General features: G+C 35.3%; 25 protein-coding genes and 1 riboswitch. Of the genes, 8 read left to right on the forward strand and 17 right to left on the reverse strand.

Annotated features, from left to right (window positions below):
• The first annotated feature begins 15 nt into the window (after positions 1 to 15).
• The gene (locus G4Z02_RS02665) at positions 16 to 1,752 is read left to right on the forward strand and encodes a transglutaminase domain-containing protein (RefSeq protein ID WP_258878318.1); all 1,737 of its coding nucleotides are present in this window, start codon (positions 16 to 18) and stop codon (positions 1,750 to 1,752) included.
• Positions 1,753 to 1,852: 100 nt separating this feature from the next.
• Here the strand turns inward: G4Z02_RS02665 and G4Z02_RS02670 are convergent, their stop codons facing one another.
• Entirely contained in the window at positions 1,853 to 2,779 is a 927-nt protein-coding gene (locus tag G4Z02_RS02670; protein WP_258878319.1) for a DUF368 domain-containing protein, read from the reverse strand.
• 160 nt (positions 2,780 to 2,939) lie between these two features.
• Here G4Z02_RS02670 and G4Z02_RS02675 point away from each other — a divergent pair, with 160 nt between their 5' ends.
• Positions 2,940 to 3,395, forward strand: coding sequence for a hypothetical protein (locus G4Z02_RS02675; protein ID WP_258878320.1), 456 nt, complete (start codon positions 2,940 to 2,942; stop codon positions 3,393 to 3,395).
• Positions 3,396 to 3,416: 21 nt separating this feature from the next.
• Here G4Z02_RS02675 and G4Z02_RS02680 read toward each other — a convergent pair whose 3' ends face one another.
• Positions 3,417 to 3,986 carry a winged helix-turn-helix domain-containing protein gene (locus tag G4Z02_RS02680; protein ID WP_258878321.1) on the reverse strand — a complete coding sequence of 190 codons (570 nt, stop codon included), beginning with the start codon at positions 3,984 to 3,986 and terminating at the stop codon, positions 3,417 to 3,419.
• A gap of 44 nt (positions 3,987 to 4,030) precedes the next feature.
• Complete coding sequence (locus G4Z02_RS02685; protein WP_258878322.1) at positions 4,031 to 5,341, reverse strand: MFS transporter; 1,311 nt, start codon at positions 5,339 to 5,341, stop codon at positions 4,031 to 4,033.
• A 402-nt stretch (positions 5,342 to 5,743) separates the two neighbouring features.
• Here G4Z02_RS02685 and G4Z02_RS02690 point away from each other — a divergent pair, with 402 nt between their 5' ends.
• From G4Z02_RS02690 to G4Z02_RS02705, 4 genes are read left to right on the forward strand one after another with little or no spacing between them, the layout of a single operon-like run.
• Positions 5,744 to 6,640 carry an ABC transporter ATP-binding protein gene (locus G4Z02_RS02690; RefSeq protein WP_258878323.1) on the forward strand — a complete coding sequence of 299 codons (897 nt, stop codon included), beginning with the start codon at positions 5,744 to 5,746 and terminating at the stop codon, positions 6,638 to 6,640.
• Positions 6,640 to 7,530, forward strand: coding sequence for an ABC transporter permease (locus tag G4Z02_RS02695; RefSeq protein ID WP_258878324.1), 891 nt, complete (start codon positions 6,640 to 6,642; stop codon positions 7,528 to 7,530). The genes G4Z02_RS02690 and G4Z02_RS02695 overlap by 1 nt, the downstream gene beginning before the upstream one ends.
• 44 nt (positions 7,531 to 7,574) lie before the next feature.
• Complete coding sequence (locus G4Z02_RS02700; RefSeq protein ID WP_258878325.1) at positions 7,575 to 8,018, forward strand: LytTR family DNA-binding domain-containing protein; 444 nt, start codon at positions 7,575 to 7,577, stop codon at positions 8,016 to 8,018.
• A gap of 1 nt (position 8,019) precedes the next feature.
• Positions 8,020 to 8,466: a hypothetical protein gene (locus G4Z02_RS02705; protein ID WP_258878326.1), complete on the forward strand. Its 447-nt coding sequence runs from the start codon at positions 8,020 to 8,022 to the stop codon at positions 8,464 to 8,466.
• A gap of 58 nt (positions 8,467 to 8,524) precedes the next feature.
• Here the strand turns inward: G4Z02_RS02705 and G4Z02_RS02710 are convergent, their stop codons facing one another.
• Complete coding sequence (locus G4Z02_RS02710; protein WP_258878327.1) at positions 8,525 to 9,424, reverse strand: cation diffusion facilitator family transporter; 900 nt, start codon at positions 9,422 to 9,424, stop codon at positions 8,525 to 8,527.
• 33 nt (positions 9,425 to 9,457) lie between these two features.
• Positions 9,458 to 9,543: riboswitch (NiCo riboswitch) on the reverse strand.
• 130 nt (positions 9,544 to 9,673) lie between these two features.
• The gene (arsB, locus tag G4Z02_RS02715; RefSeq protein ID WP_258878328.1) at positions 9,674 to 10,720 is read right to left on the reverse strand and encodes an ACR3 family arsenite efflux transporter; all 1,047 of its coding nucleotides are present in this window, start codon (positions 10,718 to 10,720) and stop codon (positions 9,674 to 9,676) included.
• A gap of 181 nt (positions 10,721 to 10,901) precedes the next feature.
• Between arsB and G4Z02_RS02720 the strand changes: the two genes are divergently transcribed.
• Positions 10,902 to 11,798: an ADP-ribosylglycohydrolase family protein gene (locus G4Z02_RS02720; RefSeq protein WP_258878329.1), complete on the forward strand. Its 897-nt coding sequence runs from the start codon at positions 10,902 to 10,904 to the stop codon at positions 11,796 to 11,798.
• A 39-nt stretch (positions 11,799 to 11,837) separates the two neighbouring features.
• Here G4Z02_RS02720 and G4Z02_RS02725 read toward each other — a convergent pair whose 3' ends face one another.
• The 12 genes from G4Z02_RS02725 to G4Z02_RS02775 form a co-directional block, all read right to left on the reverse strand.
• Positions 11,838 to 13,739, reverse strand: a complete 1,902-nt coding sequence (locus G4Z02_RS02725) for a M13-type metalloendopeptidase (RefSeq protein ID WP_258878330.1) — start codon at positions 13,737 to 13,739, stop codon at positions 11,838 to 11,840.
• A gap of 152 nt (positions 13,740 to 13,891) precedes the next feature.
• A complete protein-coding gene (locus G4Z02_RS02730) occupies positions 13,892 to 14,947 on the reverse strand; it encodes an inorganic phosphate transporter (RefSeq protein WP_258878331.1) in 1,056 nt (351 codons plus the stop codon).
• 31 nt (positions 14,948 to 14,978) lie between these two features.
• Positions 14,979 to 15,629, reverse strand: coding sequence for a DUF47 domain-containing protein (locus tag G4Z02_RS02735; protein ID WP_258878332.1), 651 nt, complete (start codon positions 15,627 to 15,629; stop codon positions 14,979 to 14,981).
• A gap of 213 nt (positions 15,630 to 15,842) precedes the next feature.
• Entirely contained in the window at positions 15,843 to 16,652 is an 810-nt protein-coding gene (locus G4Z02_RS02740) for an aldo/keto reductase family protein (protein WP_258878333.1), read from the reverse strand.
• A 135-nt stretch (positions 16,653 to 16,787) separates the two neighbouring features.
• The gene (locus tag G4Z02_RS02745) at positions 16,788 to 18,320 is read right to left on the reverse strand and encodes a sensor domain-containing diguanylate cyclase (RefSeq protein ID WP_258878334.1); all 1,533 of its coding nucleotides are present in this window, start codon (positions 18,318 to 18,320) and stop codon (positions 16,788 to 16,790) included.
• A 242-nt stretch (positions 18,321 to 18,562) separates the two neighbouring features.
• Entirely contained in the window at positions 18,563 to 18,703 is a 141-nt protein-coding gene (locus G4Z02_RS09640; RefSeq protein WP_420885518.1) for a HepT-like ribonuclease domain-containing protein, read from the reverse strand.
• 190 nt (positions 18,704 to 18,893) lie between these two features.
• Positions 18,894 to 19,385, reverse strand: coding sequence for a nucleotidyltransferase domain-containing protein (locus G4Z02_RS02750; protein ID WP_258878335.1), 492 nt, complete (start codon positions 19,383 to 19,385; stop codon positions 18,894 to 18,896).
• A gap of 258 nt (positions 19,386 to 19,643) precedes the next feature.
• A complete protein-coding gene (locus tag G4Z02_RS02755; protein ID WP_258878336.1) occupies positions 19,644 to 20,771 on the reverse strand; it encodes a DUF4238 domain-containing protein in 1,128 nt (375 codons plus the stop codon).
• A 155-nt stretch (positions 20,772 to 20,926) separates the two neighbouring features.
• On the reverse strand, positions 20,927 to 22,096 hold the full coding sequence (locus G4Z02_RS02760; RefSeq protein ID WP_258878337.1) for a hypothetical protein: 1,170 nt from the start codon (positions 22,094 to 22,096) through the stop codon (positions 20,927 to 20,929).
• 47 nt (positions 22,097 to 22,143) lie between these two features.
• Positions 22,144 to 23,004: a hypothetical protein gene (locus tag G4Z02_RS02765; RefSeq protein ID WP_258878338.1), complete on the reverse strand. Its 861-nt coding sequence runs from the start codon at positions 23,002 to 23,004 to the stop codon at positions 22,144 to 22,146.
• A gap of 273 nt (positions 23,005 to 23,277) precedes the next feature.
• The gene (gene rlmH, locus G4Z02_RS02770; protein WP_258878339.1) at positions 23,278 to 23,757 is read right to left on the reverse strand and encodes a 23S rRNA (pseudouridine(1915)-N(3))-methyltransferase RlmH; all 480 of its coding nucleotides are present in this window, start codon (positions 23,755 to 23,757) and stop codon (positions 23,278 to 23,280) included.
• Entirely contained in the window at positions 23,754 to 24,632 is an 879-nt protein-coding gene (locus G4Z02_RS02775) for a hypothetical protein (RefSeq protein WP_258878340.1), read from the reverse strand. The genes rlmH and G4Z02_RS02775 overlap by 4 nt, the downstream gene beginning before the upstream one ends.
• Positions 24,633 to 24,768: 136 nt before the next feature.
• Here G4Z02_RS02775 and fabV point away from each other — a divergent pair, with 136 nt between their 5' ends.
• On the forward strand, positions 24,769 to 25,977 hold the full coding sequence (gene fabV / locus G4Z02_RS02780; RefSeq protein ID WP_258878341.1) for an enoyl-ACP reductase FabV: 1,209 nt from the start codon (positions 24,769 to 24,771) through the stop codon (positions 25,975 to 25,977).
• Positions 25,978 to 26,020 lie beyond the last annotated feature (43 nt).

The raw sequence follows: 26,020 nt of genomic DNA on the forward strand, positions 1-26,020 counted from the left end.
CGAAAGTGTGATTGAATGAAAACACTAAAAATACTACTCAATGCATTGGTATTAGTCGTTGTCGTACTATTTGCGTATGAGTTTATCTTTAATCAAGCGGTAGAAAATATTACCGTTTCTTGTGAGGATGCCTATAATGGTACATTGAATGAAATGACTGTGATTTGTGATGTACAGGACCCAGATTCATTAATCACAACGGATCATCCACTTGAACTGGTTCTATGGCATAACGATACATCAACTGAAATCATTTCATTACAGAACGGATCCAATACGTTCCTTTTTGACAATCTTGATTATGCTACAACGTATGAAATCGTTGTATCTGGATATACCTACATCGATGATACGTATGAATCGTATGCTTTTTATACTAATACATTTTATACCATTACCGAAGGATATAATGTTCCAGTTTTGTTGTACCAAGAAGAGACTATTGGCGATTTAGAATTTGGTTTTTCTGTTACGGTGAATGACCCCGATGAATTGACAAATGCCATTTATTATGAACTATACGATGATAACCAACTAACTGATGAAGGATCCATTGATTCTCTTGGTGCAATTCAACAGATTGATGGACTGAATGAATTAACAGCTTATCGTTTACTCCTGTACGTTGAATACATCGTCGATATCGACAACCATACGACTACGTTTGACATGTTAGAAACATTTGTTACTCTAGCGACACCTGAAGCACCCATTGCAACCATCAGCAATGTAACCAATGATAATGCTGAAATATCATTCTTATTGGACACGCTGGATAATGATGCGACAGATGTGTTCTATCGAGTTGAACTTCAAGATAGCGATCATAATGTGTTGGATTCTGTGGTTCCAGACACTTCAACAATCACGTTTGACGTATCGCTAATCACAGGTGACTTTACCATCAATGTAATTGCTAGTTACGATTATGATGGTGCTACATATACAGATAAAGTGTTGTATACGTATAGTGTCTACAACAACGAGTATGCAACATTTTTTAACATACCTACATTATCAAAAATTGATACATCAGCACCCTTAACAAACTACAATCAGTACAAAGATTACCTATATACCTATATTGATGAAGGAGTTACCTCGTTCACCATTACCTGTGAAGCTTCTTTGGACTGTACAACGCTGGTTGAACAAGACCCATTTAGTGATTTACCATTCTTGATCTCAGATGTCGTTCATCCATATCATAGCCTTAGTCAAATCGGTTTTTCGTATACCGATGAAGAGATTGATATTACAACAACATTGTCCTATACACAAGCAGAACGAGACGCGATTGATTCCCAAGTCAACACGATTCTGAACACAATCATTACAGAATCAATGACCCCTGAAGATCAAATACAAGCGGTTCATGATTACATCATCAACAATGCAGAGTATGATCAAACATGTTATGAAAACTCACAAACATGTGATAACGATCACAGCGCATTAGGTATTCTCTTTGATGGGAATGCTGTATGTGAAGGATATGCCCACTTGACAGATATCATGCTTCGTGCCTTACGGATAAAATCGTTCCGCATTTCATCTGAAACGCATCAATGGAATGCCGTGTATATTGATGATCAATGGTTGCATATGGATACGACCTGGGACGATCCAATTGTGGAACATGGCCCTGGTGTACTTCGCTATGATTATTACTTAATCACAACAATTGAGCTTCATGTACTGGATACAGAATCCCATACGTACGACACAACAATCATCAATTATATGAACTAAAAAAAGCCCAATGGGCTTTTTGTTTAGCGGTTATAAGTTCATAGATACACAAGCAACAATCATCACGATAATGATGAGTATTGCTCGTGTCATTTTTATTTCACTCTTTCTCTGGAATTAACCGAGTGAGATATCGTGATAGGATAACCCCGCCAACAAATAGTACAATAGCACCAATGAAGGAAACGATATTATCTCCCAAAAATTCCAACAAATGGGTGTAGATTGGTTCTTGTACATCATGCGTTGTCCCAGTTGCAGGATCATTAATTTCGAAGAACATCGCGATAACACTACCAGCGAGAAACCCGAAAATAGCAAAGTACGTTTGTTTGGGATAGTGTTGTAAGACATACTCAATAACCTTACTAAATCCAATTATACCAATAGCAGCACCAATCGTAAACGGGACGATCACACTGAGATGATAGGTTAGTTCTGAAAAATCAAGGATATTCCCAATGACGTTTGTGACAATCGCTGTATAATACCCTAGAACAATCAAAAGAGCAGATCCAGATACACCAGGAACGATCATCGTCATCGAAGCAGCCATTCCAAGTAGTACTAAAAGAATTATGTTAAAAAATGTAATATCGATGGTGGCAATCCCGGTTGAATCGCTTAATTTACCAAAGACAATTAGGACGATGATTAATGAGAAGGAAACCACACCAGATAAAATAGTGGTTGCTTCAATTGGGTGTTGTTTCGGAATCGCTTGACGATAGATATCCTTCATACCACCAACTAATAACCCGATAAAGAATAACAACACGACCAGTGAGTTGATATCAATGAGATACCCTAATAGATTTGCTAGACCAATAATTGCGATAGCCATCCCTACACCTAGTGGTATCAAAAACTGCAGACTTTGCTTCATTTCACTAAAGATGTGGCCAATGGCATGTAATAGTTTCTCATATATGCCTAAATAGATGGCAAGTGTGCCACCACTTAAACCCGGAATAATCAATGCAATTCCGACAAAGAATCCTTTTACCATTAGAATTAGATACTCCATACAATCACCTGCTTATTATCATTATACCAGTAACCACTTCGATTCCAACGTGTCAAATGAAATTATTACTTGCGATGTATCCATTCAAAAGTTAATTTCAGCTAGAAGAATGTATCCTTGTGCTATAATTAAAGTATAAGAACTAAAGGAGTTGTTGTATATGACGATAGATTATGAAATCATTGCAGTGTATGGAACAACCAAAAAAGCGATAAATGAAGCTCGAAAAGACCTAGATGCTTTGGTGGATGAAGGATTTATTGAAGAACAAGAAGTCATGGAGATCGCGACTACTTATAATGTTGTGATTCTCTATGAATATGCCGAATCCAATGGCTTTTCAGAAGTGCTGCTAATCAACAATAAAGGCGAACATATCGATGGTTCGACATTCAGCATCGAAGCTGTACAAGAACTACAAGAAAAACTTCAGAAGGTTCTTTCTTTCTCCTCTTTTAGTAAAGCTGATCAAGAACAGATTTTACGCCATATCGAACGACATAATATCTCAAAAAAAGAGTTTATAAAAGAACATCTAGATGAGTTCTTATTGGATAAATTTGAAGATAAGAAAGATGCTTTAGTTGCACATATTAAAAAGTACTACAAAAAATAAAAAAGACCGTGAGGTCTTTTTTTAGTCTTCTTTGTAGCTTATCCCCATCAAAAAGGAGTATTTACGTTTGGTCTCATCTTTTTTGTCGTGTTCCATAATAAAATCAATCAGTAATTGTTGAAGTTCATCATACTCTTCTTCTGATAGATAGATTTTATTATTCGATAACCAGCCAACCTTATAGGGATTTTGTTCTTTCAGCTTGGTTGCTTTTTGTGTCATATCGATAAAATCCAATTTGAAGCTCTCCATTTGACTAATCGACAAATTCATTAAGTGTTTTACATTGGTCTTCAATGTCTCTTCATCACTGGCTTTGATTTGAAGTGAAAATCGTACTTTTGGTAAATAGTAATATTTGGCGTTAATCCCATTTATAACTTCAATATGATCCAACTCAAAGACATTGATCTTCAGTAATTTCTTCATGTGATAATGAACTTTCGCAGGAACCTCGTTCATTAAGTCGGCACATCCCTTAACTGTCAATGGTTCGCCATGTTCACGAAACGTATTGATAATACTTAATCGAAACGGATTGCTTAATATCTCTAGTTCTTCTGTGGTGGATATGATACGTACGTCATCCATGCTATCACCTCATCCAAATTATACCATATTATTGATAAAGTTGATTATGCGTATTGTGGAACTTCTTGTTTTGCTTGATCTAAACTATCAAAATACTGTAGAACTTTAGGATTTTTAATAAATCCATACATCGGATACAATACCATGACGACACAGAACAGGCCAAGGAATGCAACATTGCTGAATTGAATTATAATTCCACCAATGATGATTGCTAGCGGTGTTGCTCCTCCCGCTAGAGATTGAATGATACTGAGAACGCGTCCACGATAGGATGGTTCAATACCTTTTACAAGTGCTGTATTGAGAGGAATGTTTACACTGTTCAAGAATAACGCCATGGCTGTCATACAAACGACATATAAAGCGAAGAATATCATATAACTTATATATCCATAGGTTACCGCAAAGACAATGACAACAAATGCGGCATTGGTCAGAACGAGTCGGGGTAAATCACGAACAATCGTGTGCTTGACACTGGCGATATGTTTACTACCAATGTAGATTCCCGCAATCATCATTGCGACACTAAAGACGATCGATGAAGCCGCTAAATGGTATCCGTTTTTACCAAGTTCGGTACGGAATAAGAATGGTACTCCTACACCAAATAGTGGTACGAAGGCAAAGTTCATCAATAATGAATATTTCATCATATCAAGTAATCCTGTAGTTGATTTTATATATCGGAATCCGGTTTTGATATCTTCCATGATATGTTTTTCTGTAGTAGATCGGGGATGAGCGTATTTCGTCTTGATAAACATTTCACTCAATCCACTCAAGATAAACGATACGGCATTGGCTAAAATTGCCATTTCAATACCCAAAGTCTCATACAAAATAACCCCTGCTAATACACCAACAATTCCTTGGATACTACTTACAATGGATTGTGCACCATTGGCTGCTTGTATTAGGTCTTCACCTACGATATCAGGAATACTACTTTGTACCGCAGGTCCGAAAAAGGCAGAGCTTATTCCCGCTAGACCACCAATAACAATGAATAACAACACTTGATCATAAACCGACAAGTTAAACTGCACTAATATATATAAAGATATATAGAATAGTGCTCCATTAATAAAATCTGTCAAGTAGATGATTCGAATTCGGTTCCACTTATCAACCAGAGCACCTGCTAGAGGACTAATTAATAGTCGAATAATAATTGGGGTGGAACTGACTAATGCAAAATAGAATGCACCATCATTCCCATACACTTCAGTTGGAAATAATGTCAGCATATAAATCCCAGCCGCAAATCCATATAACGTGGTACCTATTGATGACACGAGTGATCCTTGAAACAACAATACAAAGCTTTTGTTTTTAAAAAGTGCTTTCATACATAATCTCCTTTTTCTGTTGGATGGATTGTCAATCTAACTTCAAATGATCCAACGTTAAATTATTTTATCGTTATCTTATTTTATCGTTGTTTTTCAGAAATGTCAATAGTAATCGTTAAATTTTTTTAACGTTAGACCATTTTCTCTTACAAGAACTAATTAAAAAGCCCTTTAAGGGCTTTTTGTATCCAACACCTTTTTGGATGATTGGTCAAAAAAAACCAGTATAGGACACTATTTATCACTTGTTTTATTGTGTGGTAGTTGGATAATATGCTATTTAATAATGAATAATTTATGACACCTGGTGTTCCACTTAGACATGAATTTCTACCACTTAGACATTGACGTAAGACAAATCAACATATCAGTGATATTCTACTGGCGGAGGTGAGCCAAATGAATGTAATCGAAGTACATGGCTTAAAGAAATCATATAAGGACATTGAGGCCGTACAAGGAATTGACTTCTCAATACAAAAAGGTGAGTTTGTTGCATTATTAGGACCAAATGGAGCCGGTAAAACAACGACAATCAATATTCTTTGTACCCTATTAAAACAAACCGATGGAACCGTACACTATCAAGAAGATGTGATTGGTACCAACGATGATGAAATCAGAAAGAAAATTGGAATCGTATTTCAAGACAGTGTGTTGGATGATAAGTTATCGGTGTATGAAAACCTAGAAACCAGGGGTATTCTATATCAACCAAACACGACAAAGTTGAAACAACTCGTGATGGAGATCATTACCACGTTGGACCTTGAGTCCATTCAACATCAATTGTATGGCGAGTTATCTGGAGGTCAACGTCGTCGTGTTGATATCGCACGAGCACTACTTCATTCACCCGATATCTTATTCTTAGATGAACCAACAACAGGACTAGATCCTAGTACGAGAATCCTTGTGTGGGAGACACTACAAAAACTACGAGATGATGGGTTAACGATCGTATTAACTACCCACTATATGGAAGAAACAAGCGATTGTGATCGAATCATCGTCATGGATCACGGAACCATCATCGCAAATGACACACCCGAGCAATTACGGTTGAAACATTCGAATGACACGATAAAGCTCATTGGAAACACAACTGAAATGAAAAAACACTTAAGCAATTATGATATCGAAGAACATGTCGACTTTATTCAAATTACATTACATAATACTGTGGAGGCGATTTCTATATTATCTACTCTACAAGAATTCATCCAAGCGTTTGAAGTCATACGAGGGAATATGGACGATGTATTCTTACAATTAACAGGTAGGAGGTTACACTAATGTCAACTATTATATATTTAACAAAACGAAATATGAAACTATATTGGCGCGATAAGTCCACAGTTATTACATCGTTAACCAGTTCCATCATTATTATTGCATTATTTATTTTATTCTTAGGACGATTATACATTAACAGCTTAGAAGATCTTGTATCGGAGTTTAACAATACATCAACAGAAACAATCCAGGCACTAATCTTCAGTTGGATCCTTGCAGGTATTATCGTATTAAACTCCATCAACATTCCACAAACATTACTAAGTCGAATCATTCTGGATAAAGAAAGCAAAGCAACCAATGATTTCTATGTAATCCCATTTAAACGACGTGATTTAGGTCTTAGTTATATCCTCAGTGCGCTTATCGTCGGGACGACAATTACCTATGTAAGCTTTCTTGTTGGGGAACTGTACATCTTCATGATATCAGGTTCCTTCTTCTCGCTACAAACCAACCTTATTGTTTTGGCAGTGACAATTCTATCAACTGCAAGTTTCTCGTCATTATTATTTGTAATTTATCTGTTCGTAAAATCCTCTTCAGCAGTAGGTGGCATCACAGCCATAACATCTTCAGTCGGTGGATTCTTAGCTGGTATATACATTACCATTGGTAGTTTAAGTGGAGTCATTAAAGACATTGTCAGTGCCAACCCCTTGGCACATGCAACAACCATGTTGCGGAATATCTTAATGCAAGATCAAATGGCAACCGTATTTATCAATGTTCCTAATGACATAGTTCAAGAATTTTCAGACTCATTAGCAATCAATCTCTATATCGGTAATCTCGAATTATCATCGATTCATTACATAATCTCATTACTTGTTGTAGCTGTTGTATCAATAATCATTTCGTATTTCAAACTCCTATATGATAGAATATAATTAGTATATTCTCCCAATCCATTTGGGATATAAGGAGGGCGTTCATGAAGATCAAATATGAAATCGACTCTTCATTAGCCGATAATGAAGTAATCATTACATGCAAAGAATTGACGAAAAACATTATTGAATTAGAACGAATTCTCAAGGCCAATACCATCGAGTCGGTATTCGGTCTTAAAGATGGTAAAATATTCCCTATCAAACCAGCAATGATTGAGCGGATTTATATCGATAATCGCAAAACATTTGTCTTTGTACAAGGAGAGACCTATGAAGTACGCAACACACTATCAGAACTAGAATCAACTCTAGGTAAACCTTTTGTTCGCATTTCCAAAAGCGTCATCGCAAACACCAAGCACATTCGTTCTATCGAGTCAGAGTTTAGCGGTAATTTCACATTAAAATTCATTAGTGGTACTAAGGAAATACTGTCAAGATCGTATGTGAAGAACCTAAAAACCACCATCGGATTGGAGGGCTAATATGAACCCTTTTATAAAAGAGTATATCAATAAACTATTCAGTTATATACCTGTTGCAGTATTTATTTTCGTCATCGTCTTCTCCTTAAATATGCAGTTCGCTATTGAGGATATAAAAGCTGAACATGGTACAGATGCACTAGATATTGTCATTGAGTACTATCGTTTCTTCTTCTTTAGAACTCTATTATTCTCGCTGTTAATACCACTTTTTGATCCCATTTTAAAAATCGCCAAGTTGTCTTACAAAGTGCGAGGTATTCTACATGGGTTAGCGATTAACATTGCTGTAGGTATTATTTTCTATAGACCTGGGAACAATGTCATCTCAATGCTAATTATTGTCGCTATGTGTACAACCATCTACATCACCGTATGGCTCGTACTACAGTTGCGAGAAAAACAATTTATAACGAATGCAAATAAGATATTTGAACGAAATGAATAATGAAAAAAGCGTACATTTGAATGATGTACGCTTTTCATTATATTTTTATCGATAATTTCTATGCTATTGTTGAAGGATTAACGTGAACATGAATGTGTTTCACCTTAGGAAAGGTGTCCTCTATACGTAGATGCACCATTTCTGCTATAGTATGTGATTCAATCAATGTTAACGTTGATTTACACCCAATTTCCACATCAAGATATACTTTATTACCAAAAATTCTAGAACGTAAAGAATCAATTGATAGTACGCCGTCCACGTTCATAATTACTTCAGATATTTGTTGCATGGTCTTCTCATCACAGCCTTTATCCACCAACTGATTGGTAGCCTCTTTCATAATTTTAAACGAAGCATTTAGAATAAATAAACAAATGACAAGACTCGCAATTGGATCCATAATGGCAAATCCCAACATCGCTCCACCGATACCAATTAAACTACCAACCGAAGATAATGCGTCACTGCGATGGTGCCATGCATCGGCCATGAGTGCGGTTGAAGATGCTTTCTTGGCGACGCTTTTGGTGTACCAAAACATTCCTTCTTTGATTCCAATCGAGATAATTGCTGCAATAAGAGCCAACAGACCCGGTGCCTCCAACGAACCATCGATCCCCAGCATTATTTTCTTGATTCCTGCATATCCAATTACTAATCCAGTTCCACCAAGGAATACACTAAGGATGATTCCCGCAATACTTTCCAAACGTTCATGGCCATAAGGATGATCCTTATCAGCCTCCTTACCAGCCACTTTCACTCCAATCAACACCACGAATGTCGTTAAAACATCCGATGCAGAATGGACTGAATCAGAGATCATAGCATTACTTCTTGCAACAATTCCGGCAATCAGCTTAAAAACAGATAAAAATAAGTTAACTGCAATACTTAGCCAAGAGACTTGTTTAACCATTGTATAGTTGTTGTTTTTCATATACTTCTCCTTCATACAAGAATACAAAAAAGGATTCCTGAGATTATGTTCTGTCCCACGGAATCCTTTTGGATTATACCGCTGCCAAATGGCCCGGCTACATGCCTATGGCATTGCCTGATCAGATGTTATATCGTACCTGTTTGTACTTGTAACGTAATGATGTAATTCTATTGTATCATTCTCTAATATTTTTTACAAATAGAATTACAAATAAGATATGATTTTGATGTCTTCACCAAAATTTAAATGGCTCAACCTAAACTACTTAGCAGGAAATAGATATGCTGTCTTATTGGCTATACGAACCAGAATTAACATCACGGGAACTTCGACTAACACACCGACAATTGTCGCGAGTGCTACACCGGGACTGAGCGGGAACAAAGCAATCGCTACGGCAACTGCAAGTTCAAAGAAGTTACTAGCACCAATCATTCCCGCCGGTGCCGCAATATCATGTGGTAAACGCAGTATTTTCGCACCAAAATATCCAATGAAGAAAATAAAGAATGTCTGAATGATTAATGGAATACTAATTAATATAATATGCAAGGGATTATCGATAATCAACTCACTCTGTAACGAAAAGATTAATACAAGTGTCAGTAACAGTCCGACAATTGTAAGTAATCCAAATTTCGGAATGAACCGTGTATCATAATACTCTATTCCCTTTTTCCGAACAATAACATATCGTGTTAGTGAAGCTGATACGAGGGGAACAACAACGAATAATACAACGGACAAGAACAAGGTTCCCCACGGTACAGCGACTCCACCAATTCCAAGTAATAATCCAACTATTGGTACAAATAGAATCAAGATGATGAGATCGTTTGTTGCTACTTGGACTAATGTATAGGCTGGATTACCCCTAGTTAAACTACTCCATACAAACACCATAGCAGTACAAGGTGCTGCACCCAATAAAACCGCCCCAGCCAAATAATTGTTGGCTAGTTCTAACGGAATAATTGATTTGAATATCACCAAGAAAAACAAACTAGCGATTGCAAACATGGTAAATGGTTTAATCAACCAATTGACAACCCACGTAAGATACAATCCTTTGGGATTCTTGCCTACATTCTTCACAGATGTAAAATCTATTTTGAGCATCATTGGATAAATCATCACCCAAATTAAGATACCTATAGGGATGTTAATATTATAGACTTCAAATTGATTTAAAAAGGTCGGGATCTCATCAATATATCTACCGATCAACACTCCGATTGCCATACATATTAAAACGAATACGGTCAGATATGTTTCAAAAAAACTAATTGATTTCGATTGTGTTTTCATACATACATTCTCCTACTTCTATAAATAGACTATACTTAATATTTAGTTATGGTTTACAGTAATAGTGTACCAATAACATATTCGATTTTCAAAACAATATGACTAAAAACATGTATCCAAAAAGCATATCATCAATCAAACATATCAATCATTGATATACTTAAACTAAGAGGTGATATATATGAATAAAATAAGTATAATCAAGTCCGCCTTACTCGGTAGTGCCAGTGCGCTTGCCTACCACTGGATCTATGATCCGCAAAGTTTAATGGCACGAAAGAATAGTGGCTATCCGATGATCTTTGAAAACATTGATCACGATTTCTATAAAGAAGCCAAGAATACCTATGATGTATACCCACATCACTTAGCAGGAGATCTTGATTTTATGGGAGAAATGCTGTATCTAACTCACAAGTTCCTTGAAAAGAACACTGATTTAGAGGAATACCGTAAGTTATTATACAATAGTTTTAAAGAGGATTCTCCCTACAATGGATGGGTCGAAGCATACGTGAAGGATTTTCTGAAAGTATATAAGGACGAGATTGATGGAAAAAGACAACCACAACTCGATACAGCTTATGTTGATAAACAACTCGTTGGATTAATTTATATCCTAGCTGTGTTTGAAAAAGAATACATTACCGATAAGGTAACAACTGCCGTTAATTTCGCTAAAACGGTAACATCATATGAAAACATCGAACCCCTCACCACGTTCTTATTCAACTTGCTGAAAGAACTTGAACAGGGCATAACGATTCAACAAGCATTGCAAAACTGTTCCTCAATTATTCCTGAACTATACCGAGATGCAATCCTAAAATCATCCGAAGATATTGATATCATTACGTTTGCTAAAGAACATGCTGGTATCGCTTGTGGTTTAGACCAAGCACTGCCATTAATCTTTTACATTTTGCAACATACATCTTCCTGGGAAGAAGCAATGGTTTTAAACGCAACCATCGGTGGAGCCAGTGCCAATCGTGGAATATTCATCAGCGCGATTGCAAGTAGATACTTAGAGATTCCCAAAGAATATCAATCCAAACTCAACTACAATGTAAAATAACAGTCAAAAAAAGCCCAGATTGGGCTTTTTTTATGAATATTACCAAATACTAACCATCTTGTCTTTATCTAGATACATTTCATCATCTTTGGTGATTTTATAGAAATCTTGAAATTCAGGCATATTGCTCAATTGTAGGTTTGCTCGTAAAATAGCCGGTCCGTGAACATCAATTTTTAACAGAAGCTGTTTGAACTCAAGGGATGCTTTCATCCGCCAACAACGAGCCCAGTTTTGGAAGAACTCATCATAGTTATGATCGCTATTTTTCTTACTTGCTTCAAGGGCACATCGAAGTCCACCACTGTCGGCAATGTTTTCGGAGACGGTTAGTTCTCCATTACAAGGACCATATCCTGTTTCAACCCCGTCAAAGAGGGCAATCATATCTTTGGCTCGATTGTTAAATGCTTCTAAGTCTTGATCGGTCCACCAATTAAATAACGATCCGGTTTCATCAAACTTCGCGCCGTTATTATCAAACGCATGGGAGATTTCATGTGCCATGACTGCTCCTACACCACCATAGTTTTCAGATTTGGATTGATCAATACTATAATAAGGTTGTTGTAAGATGGCTGCTGGAAAAACAATCTGATTATTGCTTGGATTATAATATGCATTTACCATACTAGCGGGCATAAACCACAGATTTTTATTGGGTTCCTTATGGTATTGATCAAATTGATATTGATTGACGATTCGATCCATCGACAAGCGCTCTTGGACTAAGTCCGACCCTTGGTCGTACCCTTTGATATCGAACTGATCATAATATGGTGGTAGTTCATCTGGATAGCCAACATGAACCGATAATGTTGACAGTTTCCTAATTGCTTTTTCTTTTGTTTCTTTATTTAACCATGTATTATCGCTAATTCGCTCTTGATAAATACCAATGATTTCATGAACCATGGTTTTGACATCCCCTTTAGCAACTGGTCCAAAGTAGGTTTCACCATAATATAAACCAACGACTTGATCAAACCGATTATAGGCTTGATAGAAGGCAAACTTCTCCTTGCTTTGGGCTTCTTTTATACCAGATAAACCGCGTCTAAATGCTCCACCCGCAATACGAATCTCATCCGTAAGGTCATTGGCAAATTTGATTGCATTGGATACAATCATCCAAGATTTGATAATGTTGAAGTTGTCCTCACAAATGATGTCATCAAACGCATGGATAAAATCAAGATTTGTGACGATTAATTGATCAACAGGTTGTTGGACCAACGCTTCTGCTTGTTTGATAAGATCAAAATGCGTTGATAGCTTTTGGATTTCCGCTTTGGAAACCGGATTATACATTTTCACATAATCTGCTTTCTCAACACTTGATTTTGTCACAGGTACCAGCAGTTCATCGAATGCTAGAGCTTCTGTCAGCAATCGATCTACTTCATCTTGTTCAAAGCCGTATAGTGATAGCAATTGCGTTGTTGTTGCTGTGAATAAGCCTATTAATTGGGCTTTTTTTGCTTCATCTTGGTAATAACTGGTATCCGGTAAAAACAAGTTCGCTGCACTAAAATACAGGATTTGATTATTGCTGTTCAAAAAATCTTGATTGACATCGAAAGTAAAAGGCGTTGCTATGGATTCCAGAGAAAACTGTTTATACATATTATGTAAGTCATCTAAAGATGTTACGTTCTGAATCGACTGTAAGATTGGTTCAAAGGGTGTTGTACCTAGTTCTTCTCGTTTCGTATACTCTTTTGTCATTCGATATAACGCTATGAATTTTTGGAGGTTTACAGGTAAATCCGATGGAACTTTTTCCCACTTCTTTGTCAAATTCATTAACGTTTTTTCAATTCCTAGATGCAGTTCTAGAAAAGTCGATACGGCGGGTTGATCGCCAGGTATAACTGCCTTCTCAATCCACTTTCCGTTTACCGCTTCATAAAAGTTTTTCTTCAATAATTCACTATTCATATATATCACCTCTGTGAACATTATATCATTGTATGTGTGCGATGTATTAGTAAATTCACACCGATTTATCATTTTACTATTTATCCGATACCATCTCACAATCAGATAGACAAAACGTCTAAAATCAGTGTTTTAGACGTTCAATATGTGATCTAATTAATAACATTTTGCAAAAAGACATTTTGTAAGACGTTTAGTGCAACCCATGTAATGACAATAGAAATCAATGGTGTTAATACCCAGCCAAAGGCGATTCTTCCGAGTTTTTCTAAATGGATATTTCGTCCACCTTTGGCAATTCCAATCCCAATGATCGCCCCTACCACGGCTTGTGATTGGGACACAGGTACAAGGGGAAATGCTGGTAGATTTCTTGATGTAAGAAAGTTATACAATCCTTCTGAGGAGAACACGAATAAGACAAGAGATGTTGCTAATACAACGACAAAGGCACTAATAGGCGATAATTTAAAGATGCTATCGCCCACAGTTAACATGACTTTCTTAGAAAACGTAATAACACCAACAGCAATGGCAATCCCTCCAAGGAGGAATAATTGTTGGACTCCAGTGAAAGTCATACTACCTATTTGGAGATCGTTAAATGGAGACACTTGTAAAAATACCCCCATGACATTGGCAATATTGTTTGCTCCTAAACTATACGCACCAAACGCTCCTGCTATTAAGAGTCCATATCGGGTATACTTGTCCATTTTAACAACATGAACACTAGTGTGTTCAATCAGGAATTTTACAATCCAGTATAGTCCAAAAGCAAAAATAGCAGCAAGGATTGGCGTAAATACCCATGTTTGAACGATTTTGAATACTGCAGTCGTTTCAGTTTCTAGACTAGCAAAAATATTCCAACCAATAATCGCTCCAACAATTGCTTGTGAAGTAGATACCGGCAACCCTCGTTTGGTCATTACCATAACGGTAAATGCTGCGGATGCGGAAACAGCAAACGCACCAGCTATGGCGTTAATAGAACCCAGTTCTCCTAATGTATTCGATGTTCCTGTACCACCGACAACAGCTCCGATAATGACAAAAATACTGCAAATAATGGCAGCGGTTCGAAATTTAATCATTCGAGTTCCAACGGCCGTTCCAAAGATATTGGCTGCATCATTTGCTCCAAGGGACCAACCCATAAAGAGACCTGCAGAAAGAAAAATTGCAGTTGTTACAAACAATTCCATAGGTTGAACACCTCCTTAACGTTTAAGATCATTACATGTCACGTTTAAACTTAAATACCGATAATTTACTCGCTATTTGTTCGGCTAAATCGGAGAGTTTCGCCATCTCATCAACGAAACTGTTCAGCATCATTTTCTCACACAGATCATATGTGCTGTCCTCACTAAAAATCTTCAACTTCAAGTGATACTGCATCATATCCACTTCGGACTCAAATAATTTTACTTTTGTTACATAATCCTCAATGGTTTTAAATTCAGTGAAGTAAATGCGAACACCATTGATTAATGTCTCGGCAGCTTGTTTGGATTTTTTTGCTATATGACCAAAATCATCCACAAATGCTTTGTCGATGTGTGGTTTCACAACTTCTAGGTTTAACAAAACTTCTTTGGAGATATCGTTGATATCATCCATCGAATCCATGAGTTCTAATATGTCTGCGCTTAAGTTAGGAATTAAATTATAGCGAAAGAGAACATACTTTAGGTTTACCAAGTGAACATCGGCATCACTTTCATGTTCTGTCATGATTTTAATGCGTTCGTAAAACTGCTCTGTTTCACCACGAAGATAAGCTTTGACACCTTCTAAAAAAGTATTTACCCCTTTTTGTAAGTGATTTAGATAGATATCCATTTCCATTTCTAGTTCTTTGTTTCGATCTCGAAAAAGTTTCATATGCATCACCTTTCTTTATATATAAACTTGTATTTACTTGATTATACGTTCATATTGTATATTGCTTTTCTCTTAACAATATCTTAACAATTACTATGGTAACCATAGATTATATCAAAAAATGTAAACCTTTTCAAATATTTATCCATTCTTTCGTAAAAAAAGACCAAACGAATTGGTCTTTATGAGTTTTTAATCATCAACGCGATTGGATTATAGATTGCGAATCGTCTTTGTATCATTTGCCGATAATTCAAAATCGAAAACATCGATATTTTCGGATTGATGTTGTTTACTATGTGATTTGGGAATCACAACTAAACCTTCATGGATTTGATAGTTCAAAATGATTTGACTCCATGTTTTATTGTATGATGTTGAAATTTCCTTCAATACACTTTTCGTTTCATCATCTAGTTTTGCAAAAGATTGATAGGCTTCAGGAATAATATCATTCGCCTTGCAAAAATCGATTAAGGATTGTTGGTGTTTGCCAGGATAGGATTGAAATTGGTTTAGTACTGGTTTAATTCTAGCGTGTTCTAACAAATAAGATAATTGTTCTTCGTTAAAATTAGACACACCAATGGATTTGAGTACTCCTTTATCAACATATGATTCTAAAACACGCCATATGCGTACATTTTCTTGATTGGATTCTAGAGGAAAATGAATTAAATATAGATCGATATAATCCATATCTAAGAGTTCAAGAGAATGTTCAACGTAGTGAGCAACTAGTTCATCCGTTTCTGTATACTCCTTTTCAGGTGGTATTTTTGATGTAATAAAGAACTCATTTCGAGCAATGCCAGATTCTTTCACTGCTTTTCCTATCACTGCTTCGTTGCGATAATAAATCGCGGTATCAATTAACCGATATCCCAGTTCAATCGCTGAGCGAAGTTCTGTTGTATCATACGTGATTCTACCATTAAAAGAGTTATTCTCTTTACCAAATGTATTGGTCCCCGTTCCCAAGACAGGAATTGAGAGTCCATTATTCATTGTTCGATATTTCATCGTGTCACATCCTTTGTTTTAGTATATAGTAATTACCTAAAAAAGTGAATGTATACGCAACTATTTGAGTCATTACTTAACAGATGTTTTGTTGTATATAGTAAAGCTTAATGCGACCACAGAAACACGTGTACACTACCGAATGTATTTGCCAGACTTTTTCGCAAACTCGACAATCTTTTGTGAGTACAAAGCACTTGTTTGTTGTTTCATTCGATACATTTCTTGATCCGCTTGTTGAATCAAACTATAGATGCTGATTGATTCTTTGGAATACGCTGTACCAATGGATACGCTTATTGCTTTTTCAATGTCATCATCTTGACAAATACTAAGCAATCTCGATTTGATATCATCCAGTACAGAAACGGTGGTTTTAGGTACAATAATTAGGAACTCGTCTCCACCAATACGACCCATATATCTAGGCGATACACTTGCCATAACTTCTCGCATTTTTGTCGCTAAGGATTTCAGGAGGTAATCGCCACGTTCATGACCGAGATAATCGTTATTTGCTTTCAGACCATTGAGATCTAAAGAGACAACTCCAAGGTGTGTATCTGTCCCAATCATTTCTAATTTTTGTTCGATGAAATTACGGTTGTTTAGTCCGGTCATATGATCATAATTACTAAGGCGATTGAGTTCGCGTAGGAGATGAAACACTTGGGTTTCATCATACAATAAGTACATATGCCCATATTCTTTAAATCCCTCTAATTTGAATCGTTTCTCACGTAAATGATAATGATCTCTAGCACTGTATTCTATGTCTTCCATATCATAATCACGGTAGATACGAATCTCTTTTTTTAAAGCATCTTCCAACATACTATATGGTTTCCCCAAGAAGGCATCTTTATCAAGATGATATTTATCAGTCAGAAGAGGACTGATGTCAACCACATGATGTTGATCGTCTGTCAAAATATATAACTCTCGCATATTCGCAAGAATCTCCCCACGTCCAGACACTTTGAGATTGTACACCATATCTTTGTTAAAAATGACTTGATATAGACTAAATGCAACAATAATCAAAGACAAATACGTTAAATCCACCGTTATGTGAATAAATAGGAGTTGCGTCAAGTTGAAACCTAGTACAACAATAACACTGATTGCCATGGTTCTAGATATGGAACGATAATGACGAATCTCACGATGATTATACAAAAAGTAAAACAGGTATCCTACTGCCCATAACAAAAGTCCATAAATGAACACTAAGTGATAGGTAAACAAGAATCCATTTTCAGCACCATAAAGATCTTCTAGATTGTTTACCATAGCGGGTACTTGCTGTAAGAATACTTGTGTTGATGCATTGGTAAATGAAACAACAACTTCGACAATGAATAGCAGTACCAAAAAACCAATCAACCATTTTGGCATGTGTTTCTCAATGTAGTTAAAGATTGTGCAGACCATAAGCGCTGCCAATGCAAATTTGATCGGATATCCTGTCATATGTAAATAATAGGCTATTGTCATATTGGAAACCAGTCGTTGTAATAGAATCACAATCGTCCAAACAAATGCGGTATTCACTAAATACTTCAAACATTGATATTTCTGCTCTTCTTTGACATGGTTCATCCGCAGTACTGGTATAAATGATAGAAATGCAACAATTAATAGAATACTCATAATGATAAAATCCATTACTCCACTCCGTTCAAACTCAAATTGTGGTGGGATATGTAATCTGTTATTTAGTATATCACAGTATATTTTGAATACCAAAATAATTTATTCAAATTGGTTCAAATGAACTTTCAATAGCTATCTGTAGTATAAGGTGTACTAAAAAAAGCCCAAAAGGGCTTTATTATGATATGTATGTCTATAGTAGCAATTACTTGTGTTACGGCTCGTTGTATCGATAATCGTTGACAAAATTGATCTTAATTCTGTAAAACTTTACTAATGAGTTTTGTTAGTATTGGTAGATCCTCAGTGATTGCTTCATATACAATAGTAAGAATGATATTTTCATAGTCATGTACTAGTCGATTTCTAAACCCATAAATGTCACTCCAAGGAATATCACTATGAGTTTACTTAAAAGTATCACTTAACTTACTTTTTGCGAGTTCTCCTATCTGTAATAGATTGAAGACAACAGCATCTTGAACTAAAGAATTATCTGAGAATTCATCTAATGTACTTATTCCTGTCATATACTGAAGTATCACAGTCATATGTTTATCTATATTTATCAGAGTCTTTCTATCTCTATCGTTCATATAAAACTATCCCTTTCATAACCTCGTTGTACGTATGAGAATCTTGCTGGATTTGAGATAGATGAATCAAATCTACACTTTTTACAAACAAGTTATTCACATCTTCTAGTAATCCGAAGAAGCGTAGTCCTTTGATTTTACCGTCTACAACTAAATCAATATCGCTACCTTCATCTTGTGTTCCTTTTGAGTAAGAACCAAACAACATAATTTTTGATATATCATATTTGAATGTTAAAGGTAAAAGTAACTCTTTTATCTGTTCGATAGTATAATATCCTTTTTTCTCTGTGATGATTCCATGTTCATTATGAGGTTGGTGTTTCAAATGATCAACAATCAGTTTTTCAACCCATGGACTTGGTTTTCTTTTACCACTTTCCCAGTTCTCAATAGTACGTAATGGTATTTCTGTTATTTCACTTAATTCTTTTTGTGTGATGTTGTACTCTGCTCTTGTTTCTTTGATTTTGAAGTCCATAACTATCACCTCCAACTTCATTATACCACCCATTGAGTGGTTATTCAATATAGCAAAGTGAAAAGACCTCGTAAAAGGTCTTTTCATTTTAATCAATTATCTAAAAATAATTGTTAAACTCTAGTAGAAACAAACTGTATTCAATTATCATTAGTTCTTTAACTGTCATTTTTGTCATTTATTTGTGATACGGTTCGTTGTAACAATTTTAATTGCAAATTATTATTGAAAAAGTAATATTACTTGAAAAACTAATTGCTATTCTTCACCGTAATATTCAATCATAAAGTTTCTATAACTCTCAATATCATTGTCCGAAAACTTCTCACCGTAGATTTCTTTAATATGATTTAGTCTCTCAAATAATCTAGAGTCCTCTTCTCTTGTCATGAAGTAATCAACCAACTGTATATTTTTGGCAAACTCCCGCATTTCAAGAAAAGAGAAGTTAATTCTTTCTGAAACATACCTGTTCGGCATCATTATGACCTTGTTATCTTTAGAACCAAAATCAACAGGTTTTAAATTTCTTAGATAGTTTTTTCTTAAGTGTACATTTTTAGCGTTTATGTAACTGAGTTTACTTTTATTATTACGTAGGTCAAAAAAAACTTTACTCTCTCTAACTACAATTTCCCTGAGATTTATTTTCGCTACATCACTTTCACTATCTGATGTAATATGATTATCATCTAAATGATTATCATATAATCTCTTATCATACATTAAAAATGCCGTACTAGGGGATAGGGGTAATATAATAATTAAACCAACAAGTCCTAGTCCACCACTACCAACAAAAAAGTCATTTTGTTGAATCACTGGGTTATCACTAAAAACTAATCGATTGCTTGTTGTGAAATCAACAATCAAATAGTCTAAATCCTTTATAACATCCGTATTTTTTTCCGCAATACTTAATATGCTGTCAATTGTTTCTCTCTTCTTTTCTTTTATTATAAAATCTAAAACATTACTAAAAGAAATTTCAGGGATATTTTCTTTATGTCTTTTTTCTATAGATACTGCTGTAAACAAGGTATGTGCTTGATTATAAAGAAATTTGTTTACTTGCGAAGGTACTCTAGCGATTTGATATGAAATAAATCTTCTCATAGTTTGTAGGTCTTTCTCACTAAGGGAATAGTCCCCTTCTATTATTTTATCAATTATGGGTTCAACATCAGTTTCAACTTCTCCCAGCTTTTTTTCCCAAATTAGATCTTTACCGTAATAGAAATTTTCATAATTTTGATTCTTATAAGGTATATTTTCTATGAACTCAATATTATCGTTTTCACCTAACATTATTGACATCTTTCCTTTCTCAGAAAAATGTTTCATATATGTTTTGGGAATTTGATGTTGTTTTTTGTGTTCTGACATATATTCCTCCTATATGCAAAATTACTTATTCGTTTCTTTGATAATCACTACAAGTTATAACAATAGGTTAAGTAAAGGTAAATATAATATATTAGTACAGATTTTCTTTTTTTTGCAACAATAAGAAACACTTCTTTTTATTATAACTCAACACTTTAAGTTTTGGGAATTGCAACTTTCTCTTGTAAACTAATCAGAAATAGCCTATACAGAAAATCTCCCTTAGTATAACTTGGATGCTCTCCTATCATTGTTGCAATCACGTTACAAACCTTTGAGTACATATCAAAATATCTATCGTCTCCATTGAGGTACATTGCACATTTCTCTCTCCAATAATTATGACCTATTGCATCATATATCTTGGTTGAGAAGTTAGAATTAAAAGGCAACTCGTCGTCACTGCATTTCTCGATTATAGGTATAATCTCGTCAATACATTTTCTTATTCCTTCAACGTAACTATCCTCTTCAATTTTGAAATTCTTCAGTGAGGAAAATCCTAACATAGTATTTAAAGTTTCAAGTGTGCTATCAATATAATGATAATCCTCGTACCCAAACCTTTTCGGCATCTCTTTCCTAAGTACACTGACTCTATCTATTAAAGACAATGAATCTAATCCTTCAATCTTTCCCACGCAGTTTTTCTCAATAAACTCATCTATCTCTTTGATAATATGATTAATCTGACTCTCAATCTGATTTATTCTATTGTTAGTAAACTCTTTAATTTCGTCATAAAATAAATGGAATTTTATTCCCCACCCTTTTTCACTCAAGTCATAATATATGTTTGTAAATATGTCACTCGTATCATTAGTTAAACCCGTATTATTATTGAAAGTCCAAGAACTAAATCCTCGAATTGGCTTATCCTTACGTTTATAGTCCAAATTAGACGGATGCTGTCCAAACACTGCCCTTACATGTTTAAAATACTTTTGTGAATCATATTCGCTTATTCCAAAGAAAATATCGTGTTCTTCATTGTGTTCTCTCATATTTTTGAACTCATTAAAATGTATACTCTCATATCCCTTGAAGATCTTCTCAGTAATCATATTAAGCCCAATCGATACATCCAATATTCCATTACAAATTGAGAGGTAATTGATGAGTTCAATGGTTTCCTTGTTTATTTCTAATTGACGAAGAGCTTCTAGGTCATATGAACAGAAACTCTCATAGAATATTTCGAACCACATTCTCAAAGATACCAGTTTCTCTGAAAGCACATAATAGTTGTGCCCCTTCTTTTCAATTACTAATCTTAGCTTACCCATATCATCTTGCACTAATTTTCCTAGCATATCGGAAATCATATGTTTCCCCCTTAATAAATCACACTCATGTAATTTTGAGTTCTCTATCAGTTCTTTTTAAACCAATGACGTCTCTTTTCAACTATTTCCTCTAATCTCTCAACTTGAAGAAATTCTTGAATCTGATTTGTATTGTTGTATTTAACATAAAATCTGTCTTTATCCTCGTTAGATCTGTATAATGTTAAATCCTTTGTAATTTTCTTAACTTTAACTCCTTCTTGAAAATCCTTGCTTGAAGTGAATGAATCACCAATCTCTTTTACTTCTTTATTAAACACAACTCTTCCAAACAGAATCATTGGTACTGAAATTATAAAGGCTACAATTAGGTGTAAGGTACTTACTTCAAAAATCCTAAGTACAACTATAGATACAATTGTTGCAAGTAACTCATTTATGTTTAAAAAGAAAAACAATCCAATTAGAGCAAAGATGGGAACAACCAATATGTATGCAACAAACACTAATCCATACAAGAGAAGATTTGCTATAGGCATTATTAACCAGAATAAGACTTTATTCCAGAATCCACTGTACTTTTTGTATATGGTTAAAGACTCTAAATAAAGCTTCACAATTTGATCCCAAAACAATTTTGAAGTTTTTAATATGTAATCCTTAAGACTATCCTTAATTCTACAAACATACATCCTATAATATCTATGACTTAATACAACTACTAAGAGGTATATAAAGAACACCATTCCAAAAACTATTGGCTTAATCTTCTCCAAAAGATACAAATATGCCATACCAACTGCTCCAGCAGATAAAACCAATGACAACCAATTATCCACTACCCACGAGAATCCATCCTTATCAACTCCCATTATCATTCTTTCAACTTTAGACATCCGAAAGTATGATACTATTTTACTTACAAAGTTGATTTCTTCAATTTTCATATTACCCCTCCAATCTACTACTTTGAAACTTATTTTTCATAACTATTTTACCATATCTGTTTTACATTCTATATACGTTAATTATACTATAGAAAATTCGTTCCTACTATTCACGAAAGTAAATTGTATACTGAGACTCAAATGATAGTCTTAATCGGGATTCGGCTTCAAAATTATAGTTTACGAACCTAGACATAAATAACAGGTCATATGAAGCCCCAAAATAAAAAGCCCGAAAGGGCTTTGTTATGATGTGCATGTCATTAGTTGCAATTACTTATGGTACGGCTCGTTGTTGTTAATTCTAAAGGAACGATATAGTTGTTCTAGTAGGATCAAACGCATTAGTTGATGAGGGAATGTAAAAGAGGAGAAAGATAGCTCTAAGTCTGTTTTTCGTAATACAGAGTTGGATAGTCCTAAAGAACCTCCAATAATGAATGTAATATGAGAAGAGTTGTAGGTTTTGATGTCTTCAATCTTATTGGCGAGTTCTTCTGATGAAAAGGCATGGCCTTTTATGGTTAAGGCAATTACATAGGAATCGGATGGGATTTTTGCGAGGATCTTATCTCCCTCTTTATCTTTCACCTGGTCTTGTTCCTTGGTGGAAAGAGACTCTGGGGCTTTTTCATCTTTTACTTCAATGATATTTAATTTGGCATAAGAGGATAGACGTTTTGTATATTCCTCTATTCCTTGATTTAGATAATTCTCTTTTATTTTACCAACTGCAATGATTGTGATATTCATTCGTATTCACCTTCTAGAATTTGATGGGCAACTTCATCGGCAAAGCGAAGAAGTTCAAATAGTGGTTCACTGTACTCTTGTAAAGATTGATAATCCAGTTCTTTTGGTAGTTTAAATTTATGTTTTAATGAAATGGCGACAGCCACTTCTTTCAAATCGGAAGCAACATAGTAACTGTGCGTTTCAAATGTACGAGGGATTGCTTGAAAGATGCTGTAAAGAATAGAATCTGGATGAGTTGTAGGTTGATCTTCTGGGACAAATATCTTATCTTCATATTCCCCTAAACGAGTCATTTTGATACCCTTAATGTGTGGTTTTCCTTTACTACGGAGTTGTTGTCGTGGGATGTTATCGATTGGGATTCGAATATAGAATCCATCAAAATGAGTTGTTGTATTTTTCCCATCCGATGTGGTCATAGTACAACGGAAGATGTTGTATTTTGCATCGTTATTAAGTCCGGATGTGATTACGAATTTTGAGCTGATACTCGCATGTCTGGTAAATAGACCCATATCGATATTGAATTGTTTATCGACATTTGCTTTGTATTCATAAATGTAATCCATGTCGTGTTGGGAATTGTATAGGTTCATCAACTCTTGATTTAAATACTCGTTTTTTAGTTTATTATTGCGCGTTGTAGCAGCGATAAAATAAATCAATACCATCAGAAAGATACTTGATCCCATTACACTAATGGGAACATACCATTCAAGTCCTGTGGAATACAGAACAATACTGAGAATAATGACGACTAAAAAGATGATTGTATAGCTAAAAGTGAACTGCTTTTTCGCTTTTCGATTCATTTCCACACGCAGTTCGTTGATTGTACTAATGACGCTGTCATAGGTTGTATATGAATTCATAAATCCACCTCCATCTCCTCTTTATTATATCATCTCGTTGTGGGATTCTAAAATGTATTTAATAGTTGTATTGTTTTGCCTTTGTGGTATGATAATATAGAAGAGTTTGACATTCAAAGGATTAAGGAGTTTTAATATGATTATTAGACCATCCATACGTAATAATTTCTTTACCAATGCCCATCCGGAAGGATGTAAAATAACCTTAGAAAACCAGATTAACGAAGCGAAACAACAGGAGCCATTTGACGGTCCAAAGAATGTTTTAATTATCGGCGGATCCAGTGGTTATGGACTCGCGAGTCGAATTAGTTTAGCTTATGGATCAAACGCCAATACCGTTAACGTATCATTTGAATCCGCTCCACGCGGAAAACGGACGGGAAGCGCAGGTTTTTGGAACAATGTGTTCTTCCAGCATTTCGCTAAAGAAACGGGAAATATCCATAAAGATTTCTTAGGGGATGCGTTTAGTCCCGAGACCAAGGAACTAGTTCTCAACTATGTTAAAGACACCTTTGATGGATTGGATCTGATTGTCTATAGTTTAGCCAGTGGAGTACGTAAAAACTTCAACACTGGAGAGACGGTTCGTTCAAGTATCAAATCCCTTGGTGAACCTGTTGTTGGAACCACAATTGATATCGCGAGTATGACAGCTTATGAACTAGAAGTCCTACCTGCGAGTGAACAAGAAGTGAAGGATACCGTCTATGTCATGGGTGGTAGTGATTGGGCTGATTGGGTTCATACATTTGGAGAAGCTGGGGTATTAAATCAAGGATTTAAAACCATTGCTTATACCTATATTGGTGGTCCAACCACAGAAAACATCTACCGTAGAGGTAGTTTGGGACAGGCCAAGGAAGATTTGGAAGCTCATGCCTATCAAATGAATCAAAAACTACAAGAACAATACAATGGCGAAGCGTTAATCTCATCGAGCAAGGCTGTGGTGAGTAAGGCCAGTGTATTTATCCCCCAACTTCCAATCTACTGTGCTTGCTTGTTTGACGTGATGAAGGAACGCAAGATTCATGAAACCATCTTAGAGCACAAGTATCGTTTGTTTAAAGATATGGTGTATGGCGAACAACGGATTATAGACAACAAAGGACGAATTCGTCTCGATCACTTGGAAATGGATCCATCGGTACAAGAGGACGTTACCAATCGAATGGAACATGTTACAAAAGAGAACCTCTTCTCTTTACAAGGTACCAAAGATTTCATTCATGAGTTCTTCCAAATCAATGGATTTAATATTGATTCCATTGATTATGAGGCCGATGTTGATATCGATGAATATGTCACAAAATACGTTCCAAAAGACTTACAAATCTAAAAACACAACTGCGGTTGTGTTTTTTTTGTTCGAATACGAAACT

The sequence above is a fragment of the Candidatus Xianfuyuplasma coldseepsis genome (assembly GCF_014023125.1).
In the GTDB taxonomy this organism is placed as follows: Bacteria; Bacillota_I; Bacilli_A; order Izemoplasmatales; family Izemoplasmataceae; genus Xianfuyuplasma; species Xianfuyuplasma coldseepsis.